The 23,315-nt window shown below is 62.7% G+C and carries 22 protein-coding genes, 1 other RNA gene and 1 riboswitch; of the genes, 3 read left to right on the top strand and 20 right to left on the bottom strand.

All coding sequences use genetic code 11. The annotated features are described in order from the left end of the window. Position 1 precedes the first annotated feature (1 nt). The 13 genes from nusA to alaS form a co-directional block, all read right to left on the bottom strand. Positions 2-1,081: a transcription termination factor NusA gene (gene nusA / locus AB1402_00790; protein ID MEW6540136.1), complete on the bottom strand. Its 1,080-nt coding sequence runs from the start codon at positions 1,079-1,081 to the stop codon at positions 2-4. A 27-nt stretch (positions 1,082-1,108) separates the two neighbouring features. After that, positions 1,109-1,573, bottom strand: a complete 465-nt coding sequence (rimP, locus tag AB1402_00785) for a ribosome maturation factor RimP (protein ID MEW6540135.1) — start codon at positions 1,571-1,573, stop codon at positions 1,109-1,111. Positions 1,574-1,771: 198 nt separating this feature from the next. Further along, the gene (gene trxA, locus AB1402_00780) at positions 1,772-2,095 is read right to left on the bottom strand and encodes a thioredoxin (protein ID MEW6540134.1); all 324 of its coding nucleotides are present in this window, start codon (positions 2,093-2,095) and stop codon (positions 1,772-1,774) included. Positions 2,096-2,157: 62 nt separating this feature from the next. Beyond that, complete coding sequence (locus AB1402_00775; protein MEW6540133.1) at positions 2,158-2,355, bottom strand: zinc ribbon domain-containing protein; 198 nt, start codon at positions 2,353-2,355, stop codon at positions 2,158-2,160. Positions 2,356-2,441: 86 nt separating this feature from the next. Beyond that, positions 2,442-4,184, bottom strand: coding sequence for a penicillin-binding protein 2 (locus AB1402_00770; GenBank protein MEW6540132.1), 1,743 nt, complete (start codon positions 4,182-4,184; stop codon positions 2,442-2,444). Between the two features lie 549 nt (positions 4,185-4,733). Then, entirely contained in the window at positions 4,734-5,771 is a 1,038-nt protein-coding gene (gene mltG, locus AB1402_00765) for an endolytic transglycosylase MltG (GenBank protein MEW6540131.1), read from the bottom strand. Between the two features lie 312 nt (positions 5,772-6,083). Further along, positions 6,084-6,812, bottom strand: coding sequence for a hypothetical protein (locus AB1402_00760; GenBank protein ID MEW6540130.1), 729 nt, complete (start codon positions 6,810-6,812; stop codon positions 6,084-6,086). A gap of 193 nt (positions 6,813-7,005) precedes the next feature. Continuing rightward, the gene (locus AB1402_00755; protein MEW6540129.1) at positions 7,006-8,478 is read right to left on the bottom strand and encodes a VanW family protein; all 1,473 of its coding nucleotides are present in this window, start codon (positions 8,476-8,478) and stop codon (positions 7,006-7,008) included. A 12-nt stretch (positions 8,479-8,490) separates the two neighbouring features. After that, entirely contained in the window at positions 8,491-8,754 is a 264-nt protein-coding gene (locus tag AB1402_00750) for a DUF1292 domain-containing protein (protein MEW6540128.1), read from the bottom strand. 57 nt (positions 8,755-8,811) lie between these two features. Continuing rightward, positions 8,812-9,237: a Holliday junction resolvase RuvX gene (ruvX, locus tag AB1402_00745; GenBank protein MEW6540127.1), complete on the bottom strand. Its 426-nt coding sequence runs from the start codon at positions 9,235-9,237 to the stop codon at positions 8,812-8,814. A gap of 2 nt (positions 9,238-9,239) precedes the next feature. Next, positions 9,240-10,190 carry an aldo/keto reductase gene (locus AB1402_00740; GenBank protein ID MEW6540126.1) on the bottom strand — a complete coding sequence of 317 codons (951 nt, stop codon included), beginning with the start codon at positions 10,188-10,190 and terminating at the stop codon, positions 9,240-9,242. 100 nt (positions 10,191-10,290) lie between these two features. Continuing rightward, positions 10,291-10,569 (bottom strand): IreB family regulatory phosphoprotein, encoded by a 279-nt coding sequence (locus tag AB1402_00735; protein MEW6540125.1) that lies wholly within the window; start codon positions 10,567-10,569, stop codon positions 10,291-10,293. A gap of 186 nt (positions 10,570-10,755) precedes the next feature. Next, positions 10,756-13,635: an alanine--tRNA ligase gene (gene alaS, locus AB1402_00730; GenBank protein MEW6540124.1), complete on the bottom strand. Its 2,880-nt coding sequence runs from the start codon at positions 13,633-13,635 to the stop codon at positions 10,756-10,758. Positions 13,636-14,164: 529 nt separating this feature from the next. Continuing rightward, positions 14,165-14,281, top strand: a riboswitch (SAM riboswitch). A 90-nt stretch (positions 14,282-14,371) separates the two neighbouring features. Here alaS and AB1402_00725 point away from each other — a divergent pair. From AB1402_00725 to AB1402_00715, 3 genes are read left to right on the top strand one after another with little or no spacing between them, the layout of a single operon-like run. Continuing rightward, positions 14,372-15,580 (top strand): homocysteine biosynthesis protein, encoded by a 1,209-nt coding sequence (locus AB1402_00725; protein MEW6540123.1) that lies wholly within the window; start codon positions 14,372-14,374, stop codon positions 15,578-15,580. 5 nt (positions 15,581-15,585) lie between these two features. Beyond that, positions 15,586-15,987, top strand: coding sequence for an NIL domain-containing protein (locus tag AB1402_00720; GenBank protein MEW6540122.1), 402 nt, complete (start codon positions 15,586-15,588; stop codon positions 15,985-15,987). 2 nt (positions 15,988-15,989) lie between these two features. Beyond that, positions 15,990-16,721: a UPF0280 family protein gene (locus AB1402_00715; protein ID MEW6540121.1), complete on the top strand. Its 732-nt coding sequence runs from the start codon at positions 15,990-15,992 to the stop codon at positions 16,719-16,721. 71 nt (positions 16,722-16,792) lie between these two features. Here AB1402_00715 and AB1402_00710 read toward each other — a convergent pair whose 3' ends face one another. The 7 genes from AB1402_00710 to AB1402_00680 form a co-directional block, all read right to left on the bottom strand. Further along, a complete protein-coding gene (locus AB1402_00710) occupies positions 16,793-16,966 on the bottom strand; it encodes a hypothetical protein (GenBank protein MEW6540120.1) in 174 nt (57 codons plus the stop codon). Positions 16,967-17,028: 62 nt separating this feature from the next. Then, entirely contained in the window at positions 17,029-18,198 is a 1,170-nt protein-coding gene (locus AB1402_00705; protein ID MEW6540119.1) for a cysteine desulfurase family protein, read from the bottom strand. 146 nt (positions 18,199-18,344) lie between these two features. Next, positions 18,345-18,531, bottom strand: a non-coding RNA gene (ssrS, locus tag AB1402_00700) — 6S RNA. Between the two features lie 119 nt (positions 18,532-18,650). Beyond that, positions 18,651-20,441 (bottom strand): aspartate--tRNA ligase, encoded by a 1,791-nt coding sequence (gene aspS / locus AB1402_00695; GenBank protein ID MEW6540118.1) that lies wholly within the window; start codon positions 20,439-20,441, stop codon positions 18,651-18,653. Between the two features lie 46 nt (positions 20,442-20,487). After that, positions 20,488-21,738, bottom strand: coding sequence for a histidine--tRNA ligase (gene hisS, locus AB1402_00690; protein MEW6540117.1), 1,251 nt, complete (start codon positions 21,736-21,738; stop codon positions 20,488-20,490). A 177-nt stretch (positions 21,739-21,915) separates the two neighbouring features. Continuing rightward, the gene (locus AB1402_00685; GenBank protein MEW6540116.1) at positions 21,916-22,332 is read right to left on the bottom strand and encodes a hypothetical protein; all 417 of its coding nucleotides are present in this window, start codon (positions 22,330-22,332) and stop codon (positions 21,916-21,918) included. Between the two features lie 333 nt (positions 22,333-22,665). Further along, the gene (locus tag AB1402_00680; protein ID MEW6540115.1) at positions 22,666-23,304 is read right to left on the bottom strand and encodes an MBL fold metallo-hydrolase; all 639 of its coding nucleotides are present in this window, start codon (positions 23,302-23,304) and stop codon (positions 22,666-22,668) included. Positions 23,305-23,315: the final 11 nt, after the last annotated feature.

Raw genomic sequence — 23,315 nt, 5'->3', positions numbered from 1 at the left:
ATCATACCTGTTCGTAGCCCTGTTGCTCCAAGTATTCACGGTAAATCTCAGCCATCTGCGCTTCGCTTTTGATGTCGATTTTCCAGCCGGTCAGCTTGGCGGCCAGCCGGGCGTTTTGCCCTTCCTTCCCAATGGCCAGCGACAATTGGTAGTCAGGCACGATCACCCGGGCGATTTTTTCCTCCTCCCACACCTCCACCGCGATCACCTTGGCCGGGCTCAACGAACTGGACACGAACTTCGAGGAGTCGGGGCTCCATTTCACCACGTCAATTTTCTCACCGTTCAACTCCTGGACGATCGCCTGTACCCGGGCACCCTTCGGGCCGACACAAGCCCCAACGGGATCGATACTCTCATCATTGGAATAGACGGCGATCTTGGACCGGATTCCGGCCTCCCGCGCCACCGCCTTCAGTTCCACCAGACCCTGGTGCAACTCCGGAACCTCAATCTCAAACAGCCGTTTCAGAAGGCCGGGATGAGTCCGGGAAACCAGGATCAACGGCCCCTTGGTGGTCTTTTTAACTTCCACAATATACGTCTTCAGGCGCTGACCAGGCCGGTAGTTCTCTCTCGGTATCTGTTCCGCCGGGGAGAGCACAGCTTCGGCTTTCCCCAGTTCGATGTACACGTTGCGTTGCTCGAGGCGCTGTACCACACCGGTGACGATGTCGCCCTCGCGACCGGCGAATTCCTCGAACACCAAGTTTCGCTCCGCTTCCCGGATGCGCTGCACTACCACTTGCTTTGCCGTTTGGGCGGCAATACGTCCAAAATTGCGGGGCGTGATTTCGGATTCGATCGTGTCATTCAGCTGGTAGCCCGGGTCAATAACCCTGGCCTCCTCAAGAGAAATCTGATCCTGGGGGTCTTGCGCCTCCTGAACGACGGTCCGCCTGGTATACACCTTGCAGTCTCCGGTGTAGCGGTCGATCTGCACCCGAGCGTTGTGTGAAGTCCCAAAATTGCGGCGGTAGGCGGACAAAAGCGCGGCCTCGATCGCCTCAAGGAGCACTTCCACACTGATGCTGCGCTCTTTTTCCAGATCGCGCAAAGCCGTCAGAAACTCGCTATTCATTTGTTAGTAACCTCCTAGATTCCAACCCTAAAATTCTACCGCCAACCTGGCTCTGGCAATCTGATTCCACGGAATGGTCGCCGTTTCGTGCTCGCCGATAAGGACTGTAACGCCGTTTTCCCCGCTGTCCATCAACCGGCCGGAGAACTTTTTCCGTCCGTTCAGGGGCGCATAGGTGTGGATCAGTACCAGGCGCCCATTGAACCGTGCGAAATCCTCGCGCCGTTTCAACGGGCGCTCGAGGCCGGGCGAAGAAACCTCCAGCACGTAAGAATGGGGAATGAAATCGGCATCGTCCAGGACCCGGTCCAATTCCCTTGATACGGCCTCACAATCGTCCAAACTGATCCCGCCGGGTTTGTCCAGAAAAACCCTCAGATACCGCCGGCCACCCTCGCCGGCGTATTGGACCTCGACCAGTTCCAGTCCTTTGCTTTCGGCTACCGGACGGGCCATTTCCTCAACCCGCCCGGCAATGTCATTTGCCGCCACGTTACTTGCACCTCCGGCGACCGAAGTTTTTACTAACGCGAAGGAGTGGGACGGAACCCACTCCTTCGAAAACACAGTGCGGGGGGAAAACAAAAACACCGGATCAAGTATAACACAAAGGCAAACGCCTCACAAGGATCTCCAGCGCATTTTTAGCGCATTTCGGCTTCAATGGGGTTCGGGCGCCTGTTCCGGCTTCTATTTCTTCAACAGGGCGTTGATCTTCTCCACCACGACGCCGCGAGGGGTGAAGCCGACCTCTTGGTCGACCACCTGGCCGTCCCTGAAGAACAGCAAGGTGGGAATTCCCTTGATTCCAAACCGCGCGGTCAAAGCCTGATTCTGGTCGACGTTCACCTTGCCGACCTTGACCTGGCCCACAAACTCCGCCGCCACCTGCTGAATCACCGGGGCCATGCTGCGGCAAGGTCCGCACCACTCGGCCCAAAAATCCACCACCACGGGCTGTTCGCTTCTGGTCACCTCGGTCTCGAACGTTTTCTCATTGATTTCCACTATCATTCCCGAACCTTCCCTTCAACATTGTTTTGGAGAACAACCTGTTCCCCAATTCATCAGATTCTTCACCCGCCGCCCATAATACCGCCGGAACCGCATTTGTCCCGGGATGGTTTCCGGCCAAACAAGCTGAAGGGGGAAACGATCTGCCCGACATTCTTGCTCCGGCAACGCGGGCAACCGACCCCGTCTTTCTCCGACAACTGGATCAGCACGGTAAACTGATGCCCGCAATTACGACACCTGAAGTCATAGATCGGCACGAAACGCTACACCTCCCCCTCAGTGCACGGCACCTCTCTGTCGGCTGCCTTATTATTGTATTATAAACGCCATTTCCAGGCAATATTTATCGTTCATCATTTTTGGGGAAATCGCCGTCATCAACCATTTTATTCACCCGGCCCGGCGAAAGCAAACCGCCGCCCGAAGGTGAATGCTCTGACGCCAGGATTTGCGCCGCGATCTCCCGGAACACCGGAGCGGCACTTTGACCACCGCTGCCGCCCCCGCGCACGAACACGGTGATTGCGTAGCGGGGCTTGTCCGCCGGCACATAGCCGGAAAACCAGGCGTTGCTGTTTCCCTCCCCGGTTTGTGCCGTTCCGGTCTTCCCGGCGCTTCCCCATCCGGGTACGCGGGCGGCCTCACCGAGTTCCCCGGCGGTCACCGACTTCAAAAGGGCCTCCATCGCCCGCGCGGTACCGGCCGTCATTATGCGCTCCGGCGCTCCCGGCTCAAACACCCGTACCACTTCATTCCGCCGCCGGACTTCGGACACCAGCCGCGGGGGACGGTACACACCGTCACCGCCCACCGCCGCCACCAAAGCGGTGATTTGCAGCGGGCTCACCAGAACCGGTCCCTGGCCGATCCCCGCGTTAACCAAGTTGTAGGGCCGGCTGATGAGGTCAAAATCCTGGCGCTGGTCAGGTGGGAAAGGAAATCCGATCACCGCCTGCCGGTCCAGCTTAAAGCGGCGGGCGTATTCCGCGACCTTGCCGCTGCCCAACTGCAGCGCCAAACGGGCAAACGCGGGGTTGCAGGAGACCGCGAAGGCCTCTGTTAAACCGACCGCGCCGTGGCCCTCGGCCGACCAGCACCGTACCAGCCGTTCCTCGTGCCCGCCGCACGCAAACGTCGTGTCCAGAGTCACCAACCCCTCCTCCAGGGCCGCGGCCGCCACGACTATCTTGAATATGGAGCCCGGCTGGTACAGGGCCAACGCCTGGTTGTTGAACACGTCGGCCACTCCGGAACCCAAGGACTCGCCCACCCGGTCCGGGTGGTACTGGGGCCGTGAAGCCAGGGCCAGAATATCCCCGGTGGCGGTATCCAGGACCACTACCGCCCCCGCCTGGATTCTCCGGTCCATGACCTCCTCTACGATTTCCTGCACGGCCAGATCCAGCGTCAACCTTACATCATGCCGCCCGTCATTCCCCTTGCGAGCCTCGACGACCAACCCCAGACCCGGCAAAGGCAGACCGCGGGCGTCAACAAAGCTGCGCACCACCGCTGCCGGGTGCCCGCCGGCCAGCTCGGACTCATAGTAGAGTTCGATTCCCGACTTGCCGAAGAGCCGGCCGGGTTCGGCCGCCACTTTGGACGTCGCGGGCGAAGATGGGCCCAAGTGACCCAGAATGTGCGTCGCCACCGGGCGTTCGCCGTACCTGAAGGCCACCGGCAGCACACCGACCCCCGGCCAACTCCGGGCCAGGACAGCCTCCTCCTGGACCCGGGACAGCGGATACGGCAACACGCCGGGGGAATCCAGGTGCATCCGCACCTCGCCGGCATCCGCACCCAGAATTGCCGCCAATTCGGCCGCCAACCCCTCCCGTTCCGGAAGAAGGTGCGGAATTACAATGATCCGGGCCGCGGCGTGCCGACCCGTCAAGTCAAGCAGATTCCGGTCCAGGATCGCCCCGCGGGCCATCGGCTCCAGTGAAACCTGGACCGCGGTCTGGCTGAGCTTGGCCGCCCTGAAAACGGCATGCTGAGTGATTTGCACCTCCCCGAGCTTCCAAACCAGCAGCACCAAAGCGGCGGTCAAAGCTACGAAAACCCAGCCCGCGCGCCTCCGGCGCACTTGCTCCAACGGTCTTCATTCCCCTTCCCAAATCTTGTTCCCGCAGGCAGGCCAAAAAGATGCCATCTCCTGAGTGGCCGGCGGGAACTCAGCGCGGTACTCAAGCTGTTCCCGCCAGGCAGGGTAAAAAGATGTCATATACCTTTTCACCCTGCACGAAAGCTCCAGGACGGCAACGCACAAGGTGGCCGGAAAAAAGGGGGACAATCCCCCTTTTCTACCGACTTCGGGTGCCACCGCCCAAAAAGGGGGACAGTCCCCCTTTTTTGCCCCGGGAACTAGCTAGTCTGGGAATAGCCTTGCCCGGAAACCGGGTTTTTATGCCGGAATGCCCACCGGGGGATTCCGGGTGTGAGCATCCGGCACGGAAGCTGACGACGCACAATTAGTGACGCAAAAAACCAGGTACGATCGACTTCGGCAGCCACCGTGATCCTGGTTCTTAGTTTTTCCTAATTCCAGCTTCTGGATTCTGAATCCCGACTCCTGAATTCTCAATCCTGACTCCCGGCTTCTGGATTCTGGATTCTGGATTCTGAATTCTCTATATTACGGCAGATACCGTCTCTTATTGGCGTTATGTTCGGCCAGGGTGCGGGAAAAGGCGTGGGTGCCGTCTGGTTTGGCCACGTAGTAGAGATAGCCGTGTTCCTCGGGGTCCACCGCGGCCGCCAGGGAGTCCCGGCCCGGGCTGGCGATGGGACCCGGGGGGAGGCCGTAAAACCGGTAGGTATTGTAGGGAGAGTCAACCTCCAGATCACGGTACAAAACGACCCGGCGGTCAAAGTCACCCAACGCGTAAATGACGGTGGCGTCAACCTGCAGGGGCATATTCAGCCTGAGCCGGTTATGAAGCACTCCGGAAATCACCCGGCGCTCTTCGGCCACGCGTGCCTCCCGCTCAATCAGGGAGGCCAGAGTCACCGCTTCGTGGAGATTAAGACCGCAGGCCGCGGCCCGTCGCTCCAGATCCAGGCTCACGATTTCCTGCTCGAAACGAGCGAGCAGCAAATCAAGAATCCGTTCTTCGCCGGTCCCGCTGGAAATGTGATAGGTGTCGGGAAACAGATAACCCTCCAGAGACCGTGCCGCCTCCGGCAGGCCGGATGAAAGCGGGTGAGCCGCCGCTTTCTCATCCAAGACCCGCACGAAGACGCCGGCGTCCACGAAACCGCGGTCCGCCAGCAAAATGGCCGTCTGCTCCAGGGTCAGCCCCTCCGGAACGGTGAACGCCACCAGCCTGGCCCGGCCCTGGGCCAGAATTTCAATGATCTCCGGGGTGGACTGAGACGGGGAAAGCTCATATTCGCCCGCCTTCAGGTTCGCATCCAATTGCTGGAACCGGGCATATAGGCGGAAAGCGGCGGCATTCCGAACCAGGCCCTGGTCGGCGAGGAGGGCGCCGATCTGACCGGTGCTTGCCCGGGCTGGGATCTCGACCACCACCGTACCCGCTTCCTGGTCGGAAACCGGCGCCAGCACCGACTGAACAGCAATCCAGGCGGCACCGATCAGAAGAGCGGCCCCCCCCAGGAGGCCCAGAATGATGTACGGAGCACGGTCGACGAGTGTCTGCCGGAACGTCAAGGCCGGTACCTCCCCGGGTTGCTTGCTTTATTGTTGGTTGATTATCGCAAAAGCCTGACCGGCACCTCTGGTGAGCGCGGCGGGTTGCTTACTTTATTGTTAGTTGATTATAGCAGTCCGAGCAACCAAAGGAAATACAGGCCCCTCCCTCCGACCCCCGTTCACCGGTCGAAATCCGGCACCCCCTTCTCCCGGCATCGCCAACCTGTTCGCCGCCGGAGACGGAGTAGGCGTTCACCGGCCGAAAATCCGGAGTACAACTGCCTGCTAAAATTGCATATAACGGTTGACAGGGCACCCCCCTTCTCCCGGCTAGTTCCGCCGCAGCGCCTCAGTGTCACCCAACAACAAGAGCGGTTCGGAGAAACGCTTGGTGATCTCGTCGGCCACCAGGTCGAGGTGGACACCATGAACGGCCACTACCGGGATGATCGGTTTATAGCGGTAGAACCGCTGCAAGAGCTTTATGGTCGTCGTCGCTTCACTGCGGGGGGTCACGTCAATCTTGGTTACCACCACGATGTCGGCCTCCTCAAGCAGCACGTTCCCGGGCTCCATCAGGATTTCGCTTTTCAGCCCGGCCGGGACGACGCTGACCAGGATGTCCGCCAGTTGACGGCTCTCCTGCGCCCGGTAGCCGTCGTTGATTCCCACCGACTCAACGAGGACCACGTCCGGTATGGCACAGACCGCCGGAATGTCACGCTGTGAGATGTTGCCCAGCTCCAGGACCGAGCGTACCTTGTTCAGCTCGTCCAGTGCTTTGCGGGCGTGCAGGATCAGTTGGTTCCGTTCCTTGATCAGCGCCACGCTGGACCTGATCGCCCGCTCGATGTCTTCGGCCACGTCGGAGCCCGGGTCCGGAACGGCTATGGTCACGTAGACGGGGTCGATGCCCTTGAAGAGGTACGGCTTTTCATCCTGAACCCCCGACCCCACGGCGAGCGGCTGGTATCCGCGCTGCTTGAGCTTGGTGTACACCTCTCCCAGAACCGTGGATTTGCCCGAGTCATTCCGGCCGCAGAACACGATTTTGTGCACCGCTTTTCCCTCCCTTGAGACTCCCGTAATCTCTGCTCATCTATATGCAGGGAGGGCCGCCGGTATAATTGGCAGTGGTTTGGCAATTGAAAAGCGGCGGTTTGCACCGCCGCCCTGACCGCGAAGCACGCCATTTAGCGATACAGGCAGGTATAGTTGAAAAGCGGCGGTTTGCACACCGCCGCCGTCCTGCTCACATCTCACCCGGCGATTCGGGCTTTTCCTGCGGGGGCATCACCGGCGGCGACAACGGATCGCCGGCGCCTGGAATCCCGTTCGGGGCCTCATCTTCCGGAGGGATAACCAAGGCCGGAACCGGCTCCCGGGTTCCCACCGCGATGATTTCGGGCACTGGATGATAGAAGCTTGCGGGCAGCAATTCCTTTTGGATTTCCCCGTCACGCCAAACCCAACGCTCGGCCTTGGCCCGGTACCCGCGCAAACCCGCCTGTTTGACGACCTGCTTACCCTTCTCCAAGTTCGCGTCATTTTCGAAGGTGACCCGTGGTTCCAGTGTTTCGGTAATCCAGCTTTTGATCTCCACCCGCGGATGATTTCGCTGATCGCCGAAGATCTTTACCGAAACCCGCCCGTTGGCCGCCGCCGTCTTAAGACAGAGGTAGCCGGCGGTGTTATTCCGGAACCTGAAGTCGATCGCCTCGTACACCACAGTAGCGTCCCTGCCGATCGGGACGTAGGTCACCGGCAGGGAGTGGTTTTTGCGTTCCAGCACTTCCAGGTTGGCCAGTACGACCGCGTTGTACAGGGTGGACGACACCTGGCAGACCCCTCCGCCGATACCCTCTTGGAACTGGTTTTCGATGATCACCGGCGCGGTCCGGTACCCCGCCTCACTGCTGCGGGGACCAACAATCCGGTTGAACGACACGATCTCTCCCGGGGGTATCAGCAGGTTGTTGAGGGCGCCGGCCGCCACGCTGATGTTGTAAGACCGGTTCGCGATTGCGGGATCGTATCCGGTCCCGAACTCGGCCAGCAGCCCGGTGAGGTTCATGGCTTCCACGTCGCTGGTGGTGTACCCCGGCGCCACGTGCACCAGAGGGACGCCAACCGGGGCGGGACGCCCGGTTTCCAGCTGCTGGATGATGCGTTCCTTCAACCGGCCGTGGTCCACCTGGTAGCCGTCCTGGTGCGGGATAATATGTACGGTGTCGTCGTCAGCGATATGGTATCCGGCGTCCACCGGCGGCCGGGTGATTTCGGCGGTGATTTCCCCGATCACCGTGGTGAACCGGGGTTCCTCGAGACTGACGGATAGGCTGAGCTTCAACCCGTTGCGGCTGATTTCACCGCGCTCCAGCCACTGGGACACAAAAAAACCGGAGCGTCCGGCTTCAAGCGCTTCGTCGGCAATCTTTTCTCCTTCAACGGCCAACCCCAGGTCGCCCAGCTCAACCCGCCAAGACCTGCTCCCGTGCACCAGGGTGAGCGGGGTTTGCCGGAGTTTCTTTTCAAGTCCGGCCACCGCCTCGAGGCACTCAGCCCGGTTAAGTCCCCCGAGGTCGAGCCCGTCTGCCGACACCCCCGGAAACACGGTCTGTGACCGGCCCTCCACGGCGACAATGCCCCAGAATGTCCCCGTGACGGTCAACAGGAGCGCGGCCAGGCCCGAAACGACCAACAACAATAGGCGGCGCCCGGTCACGGTCCTATCCCCCTAGTGCTCGGTACCAACTTTCTCCTGCCAGGCGTCGGCAACCTTTTCCCACTCGTCGTCTTCGATTTCAACCAGGATCTCGTTTCCTTCGTCGTCCTCCGTAAACTTGAAGATCACCACTTCGTCTTCCTGTTCCTCATCGTCAACGGGCACAAGGATGGCGTACTCCGTGCCGTCCACCTCCAGGATGTCCAGGACGGTGAATTCGTGTTCCTCACCCTCTTCGTCAATCAGGGTAATGACGTCTTCCGATGTCGTGGTCAAATTCTGTTCACTCCTTCACCAAATTATGAGTATTTTATTTGGCCGCGGCCAAGAACGTCAAGAGTCCCCGCCCGATTTCCGGGAGTGGAGATAAGAATTCAGGATCAGCGCCGCCGCAAGTTTGTCCACCACCCGGCGGCGCCGGCGGCGGCCCATGTCGGCGCTGATCAGTAGTCTCTCCACCTCCACGGTTGTTAACCGTTCGTCCCAGGTGACCACGGGCACCGCCGACCGCAGCCGGAGTTTGTCCAGAAAAGACAACACCTTCTCGCCCTGGGGTCCGACTTCCCCCGAGAGCGTTTTCGGCAGCCCCGCCACCACCCGCTCCACCCCGTACTGGTCGATGATCTCGACAATGCGGCCGAGATCCTTGTCCGGCGAGGTCCGCTCCAATACTTCCAGGGGGTAAGCCAGAACCGCGTCTTCATCGGTCAAGGCCACCCCGATCCTCCGGTCACCGATATCGAGTCCCATCAGGCGCACGGCTAAATCACCTTTATGGCAAATTGCGGACAGACCGAGGCACAATACCCGCAAAGATCGCATAGTTCCCGGCGGGCCGCAGCCCGGCCGTCATCCTTGACATATAGTGCCCCGGCCGAGCACCGCCGCACACATTCCCCGCAGGCGAGACACCAGTGCTCCACCAAAAGGCGGCGCGGCCGGCGCCCTACAATCCGCCGCAGCCCGTCCGGGACCACCTGGCCGGAAAAGAGGCGCACGTTGCACTCAACTTCCAGGGTGGTCTGCATGCCCACCGCCACGGAGTCCAAGTCCCGGATGCCGATGGCGAACTTTAAGGCGGCTTCGGCGTCTGCCAACAGGTGCCCGCCGCCCAGGACCTTCATGCCGTACAAGCCCTTGCCGTTTTGGGCCGCCGTCCGGATGGCCCGCAGCATCGCCCCGGTGTCCCCGTCGCGGATCCCGATACCGAGCCGGTTGATGACCGGGTGAATCACCTGGACGTTCGGGTCGGCGGTGGCGGCTTCCACCCCGGCCACGTGGTGGGTGGAAATGCCCACCGCGCGCACCAAGCCCTTCTGCCGGGCTTGGGCCAGGTATTCAAGCGCCTCGCGGTGTCCCCGCAGGGTGAGTGCCGATTCTTGCTCGTGCAGCAAAAAAACGTCGATGTGGTCCCGCTTCAGGGCACGCAGGGCCAGCACGAGGCTCTTTTCCATCTGGTCCCGCCGGTGGGCGTAGCTCTTGGTGGCGACCAGAACGCCGTCTCCCAGGCCCTCGATGGCGCTGCGGATCTGGTCGTAGTTCTGGTACAGTTCAGCCGTATCAATGAAGTTGACGCCGCGGTCAAAGGCCCGGCGCATCACCCTGGCGGCTTCCGGGACCGGGAGGCCGGCCTGCAACGGGCTCAGCGTGAGGGAACCGAAGCAAAGCCGTGAAACCTTGAGTCCGGTGCGCCCCAGTTGACGATACTCCATCGTCCCCGGTCCGGACCGCACAAGCTGAAGCCCCCCTCGAAAATAGAATCTTGATGATATTTTCGTTCCCGCATGAGCAACGATAGATCGTCGTGAAGGACTACTCCCCGACAGGGCTTTGACGCGCCAGGTAGCTTTTGACCAACTCCTCCAACAACTCGTCCCGTTCGAGACGCCGGATCAGGTTTCGAGCGTTCCGGTGACTGGTGATGTAGGAAGGATCGCCGGACAACAGATACCCGACAATCTGGTTGATGGGGTTGTAGCCCTTGTCTTTCAAGGCCTGATGCACGACCAAGAGGATTTCGTAGGCCGCATTGATCTCTTCCGCCTTCCGCTCAAACCGGACCGTCCGGTCCGGGAATTCGGGGTGCGTCACCTTTGAACCCTCCCGTTTACGAAACTTGTCGGTCATGTTCTCCACGCGGCAAGGATTTCCTCTTTGAACCCGTCCCTGCTCCGAAAACACCGAGCGGCGGTTTAGGTGATTTTCATCCTAAGTGGTGCCGCGTGCGGCATGGCTTGTCTAAAAGCAGCCTCGGGAGCGGTGTGCATTGCCGCGGCATTAGCTGGGGTCACTGGGGTCACCGTGGTCCGGGCCAAGGGATGCCGGATCAACCTGGGCCGAACCGTCGTCCACCCGGCGCAGAACCATTTGGCGCGCCTTTTCCAGGGCCTCCGCCAGCTTCTCGGGATGCTTGCCGCCGGCCTGGGCCATTTCGGGCCGGCCGCCGCCGCCGCCTCCGGCCACCGCCGCCGCCTCCTTTATGATCGCCCCGGCATGCAGTCCACGGGACACCAGGTCCCGCGACACGGACGCCACCAGGCTCACCTTGCCGTTCACCGCCGAGCCGAGTACGATCACCGCCGAGCCCAGCCGCTCGCGCAAGAGGTCCAGCATACTGCGCAACTCGGCCATATCGCGCGCCCGGACGCTGGTCGTCAGGATGCGCACTCCTTCGTGGGTGCCCGCCCGGTCCAGGAGTTCCTTGACCTCGTAAATTTGTAAACGGTCCTGCAACTGTTCGTTTTCGCGTTCCAGTTTTTTCTGCTCGTCAAGCAGCCGCTCGACGTGTGCCGCCACTTCGGACACCGGAGCCCGCACCGCCTGAGCGATCCGGTGCAACTGCCGGATTTGGGAATTCAGAAACGTCAACGCTTCGCTGCCGGTAACGGCTTCAAGCCGCCTTAATCCAGCCCCGACACTGCTTTCCGCGGTGATCTTCACCGGCCCGATCTCCGCCGTGGACCGCACGTGAGTGCCGCCGCAAAGTTCCAGCGATATCCGTTCGTCCGCGGCGCTACGGCCGACAACGAGCGATATCCGTTCGTCCGCGGCGCCGCGGCCGGCAACGGCGGTCTCATCGTCAAGGTCGAGGCCCGGGTCGGGGCCCGGGTCGGGGCCCGGCCTCGTTGATGGACTTGCGCCCCCGAGGTTCATCACTGTCCGCGCTGTCCGCAAAGGATCAGGAGCGATCTCCACCACGCGGACCAGGTCCCCGTACTTCTCTCCAAACAGGGCGACCGCCCCCAGTTCCCGGGCCCGGTCGAAGGACACCTGAAAACTCTCCACCTTCATGTTGGAAAGCACGATCTCGTTGATCCGGTGCTCCACTTCGGCGAGTTCCGCCTCTGAAAGCGGCTGCAGGTGGGTAAAGTCAAACCGGAGGCGCTCCGGGGCCACCATGGAGCCGGCCTGGTTGACGTGGGCGCCGAGGACCGCCTTCAGAGTGCGGTGCAAAAGGTGCGTGGCCGTGTGGTTCCGGCAGATTTTCCGGCGTCTGGTGCCGTCCACGAGAATTCGGACGCGCACACCTTCCTCCAGTATGCCTTGCTCCACCGCTACCTCGTGAACGTGGAGCCCTTCCACCGGGGCGAAGGTATCCGTGATCCGGCCCCGGACGTTTTCCCCCTCAATCAAGCCGTGGTCTCCGGCTTGGCCGCCGGACTCGGCGTAGCACGGGGTGGAGTCCACCACCAGGCTGACCAGTTCCCCGGAACCGGCCGCAGGCACGCGTTGCCCGTCGCGGACCAGGGCCGTTACGCCGGCGTCGGCCTCCAACTGCTCGTACCCCACGAACCGCGTCGCGCCGATCTGGTCACGCAGGTTCCGGAAGAAAGTCTCCCGTTCCTCCACGTACCTGGTTTCCTTGCGGCTGGAGCGGGCTTTTTGCTGCTGGGCCTTCAGCGCCGCCTCAAACCCGGCTTCGTCCACCGCCAGGCCCTGTTCGGCAGAGATCTCCCGCGTCAACTCAAGGGGAAAACCGTACGTGTCGTAGAGCTGGAAGGCTGCGGCTCCCTCGAGCGCGGGCCGGTTTTCGGCCCGGGCCTCGGCGATCAGGCGGCCGATGATTTCGTTCCCCTGGGTCAGGGTCTGGCGGAAACGTTCCTCCTCAAAACGAACGACTTTGCGCACACTGTCCCGCGCGGCCGCGAGGTCCGGATAGGCAGCAGCCATCTGTTCGATCACCTTGAGCGCCACCCCTTCCAGGAACGGCTCTTCCCGGCCCAAGAGCAGCGCCTTTCGGACGGCCCGGCGCAACAGGCGGCGAATGACGTAGCCACGGCCCTCGTTGGAGGGCAGCACCCCGTCGGCGACCGCGAAGGTAACGGCCCGGGCGTGGTCGGCAATGACCTTCAGGGCCTCGTCTCCGGCAGTACCGCTGCCGTACCGCACGCCCAGCACTCCGGCCGTGTAGTCGATCAGACCGCGGAACAGGTCGGTGTCAAAGTTGGTATCCACGCCCTGGAGTACGGACGCCACCCGTTCCAGTCCCATCCCGGTGTCAATGCCCGGGCTTTCCAGGGGGGAGTAGGCGTGCGCCTCATTGCGGAAATACTGGATGAACACGAGGTTCCAAATTTCCAGCCAGCGGTCGCAGTCGCAACCCGGACCGCAGGGGTCGTTTTCACATCCGTGCGCCGGTCCGCGGTCGTAGTAGATCTCCGAACAGGGGCCGCAGGGGCCGACACCGATCTCCCAGAAGTTCGTATCCCGGCCCAGGCGTACGATCCGTTCCGCGGGCAGGCCCAGGCCGCGCCAATGATTGAAGGCCTCGTCATCATCCAGGTAAATGGATATCCACAAGTGTTCCGGCTCCAGCCCGAGGTCCCGGGTGACGAATTCCCACGCCCAGGGAATGGCGTGCTCTTTGAAATAGTCGCCGAAGGAGAAGTTGCCGAGCATTTCGAAAAAGGTATGGTGGCGCGCCGTTTTGCCCACCATTTCAATGTCCGGGGTGCGCAGGCACTTTTGGCAGGTCACCGCCCGCCGAAACTCGGGGGTGGCCACACCGGTGAAATACGGCTTAAAAGGCACCATTCCGGCCGACGTCCACAAGAGCGTTGGGTCGTTGCCCGGAATCAGGGACGCGCTCGGAACCACCCGGTGTCCCCGGGCGGCGAAGAACTCCAAAAAGCGCCTGCGGATTTCATTGCTGTTCACTGAGGCAAACCCCCTCGTGGCGCTTCTAAATTATACAAAGAATTGCCAATACGGTCAAGAAAAGAAGCACGGGGGGCGCGGGGGGACGAAGGTGCGGCCGGGCGGGACGACCACCGGGGCGCTGTCGACGGCCGTGGTTTGCCCGTCGCCAAGACGCGGCGGGACGCTATGTTTTGACTTCGTTCAGCAAACGCTTTTGTTGTGCCAGGAAGTATTCCTTTACCGCCTGCCAGGAGATCTCCTTAAGCTTGCTTCCCGTTCGGCGTCATTTTAGAATACTTGAACCTCGATCCGGCAAGTAACCGCCGTTTTTTCTTTCGCCGCCCCACCGGTTCATTGAACATCCTGGAGCATTTTTCCCAGGGAAGCCACCCGCGCGCGCAGATCGGACACATCCTCGGCGATTCGCTTCTGCGCCGAAACAGTAAGGCGGTGTCAACGATTGCTTATCCCTGAGGTTTGCTTTTTTCTCTTGACGGCCTTTCGGCCGGCTGCTACACTGGGAATAAGAACTTCATAGCGTCTTAAGCTCTTATCGAGAGTGGTGGAGGGACTGGCCCGATGAAGCCCGGCAACCAGTCGGTGACTTCGGTCACCGGCCAGGTGCTAATTCCTGCGGGAGATCGATTCTTCTGGGAGATAAGAGGGCCGTCCTTCGTTTTCGGCCTCTTTTCCTCTGGAGAAGAGGTTTTTTCGATTCTCCGGGGAGCAACATTTTTTTGGAGGTGTGTGTCCGGTGAGCACTAAAACCTACGCCGAAATTGCCGCCCGGCTCCGTGAAGGAAAGGCGGTGGTCGTCACCGCGGAAGAGGTGGTGTCCATGGTCCGGGAACAGGGCCTTTCCGAAACGGCCCGCCGGGTGGACGTGGTGACCACGGGTACTTTCGCGCCGATGTGTTCCTCCGGAGTGTACCTGAATTTCGGCCACAGCGCCCCCCGCATCAAGGGGCACCGCGTGTTCCTGAACGACGTGCCGGCGTGCGGCGGCCTGGCCGCCGTGGACACCTTCCTGGGAGCGACCTCCGTTCCCGAGACCGACCCCTTGAACCGGAACCATCCGGGCGAATTCCGTTACGGGGGAGGACACGTCATCCACGACCTGGCCGCCGGAAAGCCGGTCCGGCTGAAAGTGGAGGGCTACGGCACCGACTGCTATCCCAGGCGGGAAATCGAAAGCTGGGTCACCCTGGACGACCTCAACGAGGTCGTACTGTTCAACCCGCGCAACGCCTACCAGAATTACAACGTGGCGGTAAACCTGGGCCCCAGGACGCTTTACACCTACATGGGCGTTTTAAAACCCGACCTGGGCAACGCGCACTATTCAACCAGCGGGCAGTTGAGCCCGCTCCTGAAAGACCCTTACTTCCGGACCATAGGCATCGGCACCCGCATCTTTCTCGGCGGGGGCACCGGCTACGTGGTCTGGAACGGCACCCAGCACTTCCCCGCCGTGCGGGAGGGCCCGGTGGAGGGTTCGCTGTTCGCGGCCGGCGGCACCCTTGCGGTGCTGGGCGACCTGAAACAGATGAGCCCCCGCTGGCTGGTCGGGGCCGGCTTCCTTGGTTACGGGGCCACGCTGGTGGTGGGCATCGGCATCCCGATCCCCATCCTGGATGAAGAGGTGCTGCGCTACGCCGCCCTGGCGGACGAAGAGCTGTACGCGCCGGTCGTGGACTACAACGAGGCCTACCCGCAGCGCCGGCCCGGAAACCTGGGGCTCGTCAGCTACGCCGCGCTCAAGTCCGGCGAGATCGAGGTGCAGGGCCGCAAAGTACCCACCGCGCCACTGTCAAGTTACAGCAAGGCGCTCGAAATCGCCGCTACGCTCAAATATTGGCTTTTGTCCGGGGAATTCCCATTGTCGGAGCCGGTCCGGCTGCTTCCGTCCCCGGAGGCGGGATTGACCGGCAAAGCGCTCGAAATCAAGGGCCCGAAGGAGTGATGACGGTGACTGCGAGAAAAGTGGTCCTGCGTTTCCCGGCTGAAGTAGCCGACAAACCCCTGATTTATTACCTGGTCAAGGACTTCGACCTGATGGTCAACATCCTGAAGGCGAACATAAACCCGCACAAGCAGGGGACGATGATTCTGGAGCTGACCGGAGAAGCCCTCGAAGCGGGGCTCGCCTTCCTGACCGCCCGCGGGGTGGCGGTCCAGCCGCTGAGTGAGGAGATCGTCCGCAGCGAGGAACGGTGCATCAGCTGCGGGGCCTGCACGGCGATTTGCCCGGCCGGAGCGCTGTACGTCGAACGACCTGAAATGACCGTCGCTTTTGACGGACAGAAATGCATTGTCTGCCAACTTTGTACGCGGGCCTGCCCCATACAGGCTATGGAGGTCAAGTTCTAGCTTTGGAGAGGGTTTACCGGCAACGCCTGCACCAGGAGGACCTGACTCACTTCCAGGTCGTGGTGCGCGAAACCGACCTTTTCATCGGGGTCCGGCGTGACCGTTTTGCCCCGGTCCTCGCCCGCGAGGTCGAACGGTACGTCCAGGAGCTGCGGCGCGGGCTCGAGTCCTACATCGCCGGCGATCCCGCCTTCCTGCATGCCATGGAACCCCATCCCGTCCGGAGCGGGGCGCCCCGGCTCGCCGCCGACATGGCGGCGGCGGCGGCGGCGGCCGGAGTCGGGCCCATGGCCGCGGTGGCCGGCGCCATCGCCGACCATGTCGGCCGGTTTCTCGCCCGGTATTCCCGGGATGTGTTCGTGGAAAACGGCGGGGACCTTTTCATCAAGTCCGCGCGCCGGCGTTTGGTCGGCATTTACGCCGGAAACTCCCCCTTGAGCAACCGGATCGGGGTCGAAGTCACCCCCGGAATGACGCCGCTCGGGCTGTGCACGTCCTCGGGCACCATCGGCCACTCCGTCAGTTTCGGCGCGGCGGACGCCGCGACCATCCTGGCCTCCTCGGCGGCGCTGGCCGATGCCGTCGCCACCGCCGCGGCGAACCGGGTCAAGACCCCCGCCGACCTAGCCGGGGCGGTTGAATTCGCCCTTTCGGTCGCGGGCGTCACCGGGGCGCTGGCCATAATGGGAGACAAGCTCGCGGTCAAGGGACAACTGAAGCTCGCGCCGCTTTAGACCGGTAGCGGCGGCAGCGGTTTTCCGGATGGATTCAAGCTTCGACTCGTCGCCTTATCCCAAGGCAAGATTCAGTAGACCAATTCGTTATTGGGATCGAAGTCGACCAGGCTGCCGTCCTCGTTGACGTCGAAAATCCGCACGCCTTCTTTGTCGATTCTGAACTCCACGCAACAATCCCAGCAGTAGTATTGTTCCACGGCCACCTTGCCGGTCGCTCTTCCGCTGCAGATCGGGCAGTGCAAGGCCATTACCCCCTGTGAACCGGTTGAGTCATCCATTTATAGTATGTCCCGGCGCCTGATAATTAGCCTTGGGCGGACTTTTGGCCCGCATTTCGCGACCGGATTTCGCCCACCAACCGTTCGAGAACATCCACGAACCGGTCCACCTCTTCGGTCGTGTTGCCCCGGCCCAGGGTCACCCTGACGGCGCCCAGCGCCAGTTCGTCGGGCACCCCCATCGCCTGCAGGACGTGCGAGGGCGCCCCCGAACCCGCGGCACAAGCTGATGCGGCCGACACCGCCACGCCCTCGGCGTCCAAACCCGCCAGCAGCTCGAAGCCGGCGACCCCGGCAATCAGGAAGTGGGCGTTGTGCGGCACCCTTTGTTCCCGGTGGCCGGTCAACCGCGCCCTGGGCAGCCGGGCCAGCACCTGTTCCACCAACCTCTCCCGCAAAGCCCCGACGCGCGCCGCCTCCGCTTCCAGTTCCCCGGCCGCCAGTTCGGCGGCCATTCCCAGGCCGACGATGCCGGCCACGTTTTCGGTGCCCGGCCGACGCCCCCGCTCCTGGCCCCCGCCGCGGTTCAACGGCCGCCAGTTGGTTCCCTCCCGGAGATACAGGGCGCCCGCGCCCTTGGGCCCGTGTATCTTGTGCGCTGAGATGGACAACAGGTCCACCCCCAGCTCCCGGACATCCACGGGCGTTTTCCCGAAGCCCTGCACGGCGTCGGTGTGGACGAGCGCCCCGGCTGAGCGCGCCAAAGCGGCGATCTCCCGGACCGGCTGAATGGTTCCGACTTCGTTGTTCGCCAGCATGACGCTGACCAGGATGGTGGCCGGCCTCAGGGCCGCCGCCACGTCCCCGGGGTTCACCAGGCCGGAGTCATCCACCGGAATCCAACTGACCTCAAAGCCCTCCCGTTCCAGATCGCGGCCGGTGTCCAGCACCGAGTGGTGTTCAATCCGGGAAGCGACGAGGTGGCGTCCCCGGTCGCGATTGGCGTAGGCCGCCCCCCGCAAAGCCAGGTAGTTGGCTTCCGAACCGCCGCTGGTAAACACGATTTCCCGCGGATCGGCACCCAACCCGCGGGCCACCCGGACCCGGGCCTTTTCCACTGCGTCCCGGGCCTCGCGGCCGAAGGTATGCCTGCTGGAAGGGTTTCCGAATATATTTTTTAGACAGGTGAGCATTTCGTCGACCACCCGCGGATCGGGTGGGGTGGTCGCTCCGTGATCCAGGTATATCCTGCGCAAACTCCGCGCCTCCTCTCCCCTCTTTTGCTAGTGTTTCTCAGGTGGTCACGCTTGATTGGCGCCAGTTTATTCCAGGAAGCAGAAAACCGTGTCCCAACGAACACGGTTATTTCGACGCGCTGACAAAACTCCGGCTTTGCCTAAAAATAAACCCCACGTTGCCGTGACTCCGCTCAAAGTTTCCTGAACCCAATCTCAGAACTGGTGGGTGCCCTCCTGGCTGTTTTTCGCTTCCTCGCGGCGGAGGCCTGCAAGCCGCAGCCAGAGGCCGGGCTCCCAATGCGTCGGTGTTGGCTCAGAACTTCGAGATTGCCACGCACAATGCAGGGTTTATGCTCATATTCTGCTTGCCCGGGTCTTAAACAATACTAGCACACTCGTTCACGTTTGACAAGTGGCGCGGCAGCCCAGACCGTGCCGGAAGCCGCCGGTCACTTGCCGCCGGCCGCCGGTCACTTGCCGCCGGCCGCCCCTTTCGGCTTGCCGATGACGCTTACCCCCAATTCCCGCAGTTGCGCCGGAGCCACGGCGTCAGGGGCGCCGGTCATTAAGTCGGCTCCGCTCTGAGTCTTCGGGAAGGCCATCACGTCGCGGATGGTTTGTTTACCGGCGGCAAGCATGATCAGCCGGTCGAAACCGACCGCGAAGCCACCGTGCGGCGGGGTCCCGTATTCGAAGGCTTCCAGCAGAAAACCGAACTTCTCTTTGGCCTCTCCCGGTTCAAGGCCGATCGCGCTGAAGACCCGCTCCTGGACGTCCCGGCGGTGGATCCGGATGCTGCCTCCGCCGATTTCCACCCCGTTCAACACCAGATCATAAGCACGCGCCCGGACCCGTGCCGGTTGCGAGGTCAACAGAGCGGCGTCCTCCTCAACGGGCGCGGTGAAGGGGTGGTGTACGGCCACAAACCGTTTTTCGTCCTCGTCGTACTCCAGAAGCGGGAAATCATGCACCCAGACAAACTCGTTCCGCGAACGGTCGATGAGTCCCAAACGCTCGGCCAGGTGACGGCGCAGGGCCGAGAGCGCCGCGGCCGCCACCGGTGGGCGGTCGGCTACAAACAGCAAGAGGTCGCCGGGCGCCGCCCCCGTTCGTCGGACCAGGGTCTCCAGTTCGGCGGCGGTGAAGAATTTGGCGATCGGCGACCTGATCCCGTCTTCGCCATACAGCAGATAGGCCAGACCGCGGGCACCGTGCTGCCCGGCGAATCCGGTCAGGTCGTCGAGTTCCTTCCGGCTGAAACCGGCACAACCCGGTACGGCAAACCCCTTCACCCGCCCTCCAGCGGCGGCGGCGGCCTGGAACACCTTGAAACCGCACTCGGCCGCCACGTCCGTGACGTCGCGCAGTTCCATTCCGTAGCGCAGGTCGGGCTTGTCGGTGCCGAACCGGTCCATGGCGTCGGCGCAAGTGATCCGCGGGAAGGGCAGATCCAGTTCAACCCCGGCGACTTCCCGGTAAACCGCCGCCACCATTTCCTCCACCAGGGCAAATACGTCCTCACTGTCCACAAAGGACATCTCCAGGTCGATCTGGGTGAACTCCGGCTGGCGGTCGGCCCGGAGGTCCTCGTCCCGGAAGCAGCGTACAATCTGGAAGTAGCGTTCGCACCCGGAAACCATCAGCAACTGTTTGAAAAGCTGCGGCGATTGGGGCAGTGCGTAGAACTTGCCGGGGTTCAGGCGGCTGGGCACCAGGTAGTCGCGTGCGCCCTCCGGCGTACTCCGGGTTAGAAAAGGTGTCTCAATCTCCCAGAAGCCCCGGGCATCCAAGAAGTCCCGGACCGTTTTCGCCGCCCGGTGCCGCAGTTCCAGGGCCCGCTGCATTTCCGGACGGCGCAGGTCCAAATAGCGGTAGCGCAGGCGCAGGTTTTCGTCCACGTCCACACCGTCTTCAATGTAAAACATGGGCGTACGGGCGCGGTTTAAAATCCGGGTCTCGTTCGCTTCGATCTCGACCTCCCCGGTGCCGAGTTTCGGGTTTTCGGTGCCCTCCGGGCGCCGGCGCACCGTGCCCGCCACGGCCAGCACGAACTCGCCGCGCAAGGTCTGGGCCCGGCGGAAGGATTCCGGGTCCTCGGGGCTGAACACGACCTGCACTATTCCCGAGCGGTCCCGCAAATCGACGAAGACGAGGCCCCCGTGATCCCGCCGGCTGTCCACCCAGCCCATGACGACCACACGCAAGCCTACCTCGTTGCGGGACAGGCTGCCGCAATTGTGAGTGCGTTTGAGTCCCCGCATAATGTCGATTTCCACTGTCCCCACCACCTTTCACTGTCCGCCCGCGTCATGAGCGCAGACGTTCCACGACTTCCCCCAGGGAAACCCGGACTTGCAGACCGGCCCCCATGTCCCTGAGGGTCACCTCACCGGCCTCCAGTTCGTCCTCGCCCACAATGACCACCCAACGTGCTCCCCGCTTGGCGGCATGCTTCATTTGCGCCTTGAGGCTCCGGCCGGTGTATTCGCGGTCGGCGGACACGCCGGCCGCACGCAGCCGGGCCAACAGCACGGTGGCCGTCTCCTCCGTTTCGCCGGCGGTGGCGATGAACACCACCGGGCCTTGAGGCGGTTCCTCGCCGCCGGCCTGTTTTGACACTAAAAGCAGCGTCCGCTCGAGCCCCAGGGCGAAGCCGACGCCGGGCACGGCCGGGCCGCCGATGGCGCCGACCAACCCGTCGTACCGGCCGCCGCCGCCGACGGCGTCCTGGGCGCCGCGCCCGGGCACCAAAATCTCAAACGCGGTCCTGGTGTAATAGTCCAGGCCGCGCACCAGACACGGGTTCAGCCGGAAACTCACTCCAAGGAGCTCCAGGTTTCGCCGCACCCGTTCGAAATGGCCGCCGCAATCCGGGCACAGGTAGTCCACCGGCACGGGGGCCTCCCGCCCGGCGGCACGGCACTGCTCCTCCTTGCAGTCCAGAAGCCGCAGGGGGTTCTTGCCCAGGCGGCTTTTGCAATTGGCACACAGTTCGCCGGCCCGGGGCCCAAAGTGGTCCGCGAGCTTTGCGCGCAGCACCGCCCGGCAACCGGGGCAGCCCACGCTGTTCAAGTGCAGTTCCAGGCCGGCTATGCCCAGCCGCTCGAAGAAGTGCATCGCCAGCGCGATCACCTCGGCGTCGGCGGCCGGATCCGCGGCCCCGAAGATCTCCACCCCAAACTGGTGGAACTGGCGGTATCTCCCGGCCTGGGGCCGGTCATGGCGGAACATCGGCCCGACGTAAAAAAGTTTAACCGGCTGCGGGACGGCGTGCAGGCCGTTTTCCAGGTAGGCCCGGGTCACCGGAGCGGTGCCTTCCGGCCTCAGGGTCAGGCTGCGGCCGCCCTTGTCGGTGAAGGTGTACATCTCTTTCTCCACGATGTCGGTGCCCTCTCCCACGCCGCGCTGGAAAAGCTCCGTGGATTCAAACAGGGGCGTACGGATTTCCCCGTACCCGTAAACCCGGCAAAGGTCCCGGATCACCGCTTCCACCCGCTGCCACCTGGCCGTGGCGTGCGGCAGAAGGTCGCTGGTGCCCCGCGGCCTGGAAATCAGCATTGGCGCTCTTCTCCAATCAAAAACTAAACTGCCGAGATTTTATGCCAGGTGCCGGAACCTGTCAAGACTCGGCCTCGTTTTTCGGGACTGATGCATGAAAAATAGCCGCAACTCGTTATTTTCATCTCGCACCAGTCCCGGAAACCTTAATATGGCTCTCGTTATAAAGGCCATGCGTCAGTCCTGCCGACTTTCGTGCTCGGCCCCGCTTTTCGAACCCTGAATCTGTTCCGGGGAACAGCCGGTCCGGTCGCAGACCAGGCCGATGAAATGGCGCGCCAACCGGCTCTCGTTCGGCAACACCAGTGTGTCCGGCGGGGAGCCGTACTTGCGGAACTTGATGTGGCGCCCTCTTTTGTTCACCCCGTGGTAACCGGCCGCTTTCAGGGCTTTGATCACTCCGGCCGGGAGCACGATCGGCTCCTCGTCCAGGAAAAGGGCGACCGCCTCGCGCAGGTTCTCCAGGCACCCCTCCCGGGTTCCCCCCTGTGCGGATACCCCTAGTTCCACGCAGGTACCCACCAGAAACTCTCCGTCGCCGGTCACCACAACAGTGTACCGCCCCTCGCCGCCCTCCGGCGGTTCGTCGAACATTCTCTCACCCCGCTAAGGGGGACAGTCCCCCTGGGGCCCAAAGGGGACTGTCCCCTTTCGTCCTCGCACAGCCGGCGGAGAACCCCGGCGAAGGCGACATTGCGGAGCGCCGCGAACGGCCGCCGGCGAAGAAGCGGAAAGCCCTGCCGCCGCCGAGGACACCACGAAACACTGACTGTGAACCGGCCGCCACAACTCCTGGAGCACCACCGCCCCGCCTGAACCGGCATCACCTGCGATGGTAATCCGCAGGCGGCGTGCCAGGGCTTCGCGACAAGCCGTGCTGCCGTCGGCGCGGAGCACCGGAGCCGAGACCGGGGTCTCACGCCCACCTCACCAGTCGGTCGTCAGGTACGGGTTTTCCTCTTTCTCGATGCCCATGGTGCTGGCCGACCCGTGACCCGGATAGACCACGGTGTCGTCGGGAAGCGGCATCAACCGGTTTTTCAAGGAAGCGACCAGCGTTTTGAAGTCGCCCCCGGGGAAGTCAGTCCGTCCCACCGCCCCGGCAAACAGTGTGTCACCGGTGAAAAGGAGGCCCTCACCATAGAGGCAGATACTGCCACGGGTGTGCCCCGGGGTGTGCAGGACAGTCAGTCCTACGGTGCCGCACTCTACCCGGTCCCCGTCGCCAAGCAGCCTTTCCGCCGCCGGCAGCGTGAGCGGGGAACCGATGTAAGCGGTAAGATTTCGGTGCGCATCGGAGAGCAGGGGTGCGTCTTCCCGGTGAACGGCCAGGGTGACCCCGGGCACGCGCCGCAGTTCCCCGCAGGCGCCGATGTGGTCGGCGTGCCCATGGGTGAGGACGACCGTTTTCAGCTTGAGCCCGTGTTTGTCCAGGGCCCTGACGATCAACTGGGCCTCCGCCCCGGGATCGATCACCACCGCCTCCCGGGTTTCGGGGCAGCCTAGTATATAGCAATTGGTCTGCAGCGCTCCAACCATAAGGGCGTCAAAAACCAGCCTTCCCACTTCCCGCGTTT

Source organism: Bacillota bacterium (assembly GCA_040757205.1).
Taxonomy (GTDB): Bacteria; Bacillota; Desulfotomaculia; order Desulfotomaculales; family Desulforudaceae; genus Desulforudis.
This window is presented reverse-complemented; position numbering and strand designations above follow the sequence as displayed.

Excerpts from the sequence above, each read along its gene's own strand:
- nusA (MEW6540136.1), bottom strand. The coding sequence starts at position 1,081 with ATGAATAGCGAGTTTCTGACGGCTTTGCGCGATCTGGAAAAAGAGCGC.
- trxA (MEW6540134.1), bottom strand. The coding sequence starts at position 2,095 with ATGATAGTGGAAATCAATGAGAAAACGTTCGAGACCGAGGTGACCAGA.
- AB1402_00740 (MEW6540126.1), bottom strand. The coding sequence starts at position 10,190 with ATGGAGTATCGTCAACTGGGGCGCACCGGACTCAAGGTTTCACGGCTT.
- aspS (MEW6540118.1), bottom strand. The coding sequence starts at position 20,441 with ATGCGGGGACTCAAACGCACTCACAATTGCGGCAGCCTGTCCCGCAAC.
- hisS (MEW6540117.1), bottom strand. The coding sequence starts at position 21,738 with ATGCTGATTTCCAGGCCGCGGGGCACCAGCGACCTTCTGCCGCACGCC.
- AB1402_00685 (MEW6540116.1), bottom strand. The coding sequence starts at position 22,332 with ATGTTCGACGAACCGCCGGAGGGCGGCGAGGGGCGGTACACTGTTGTG.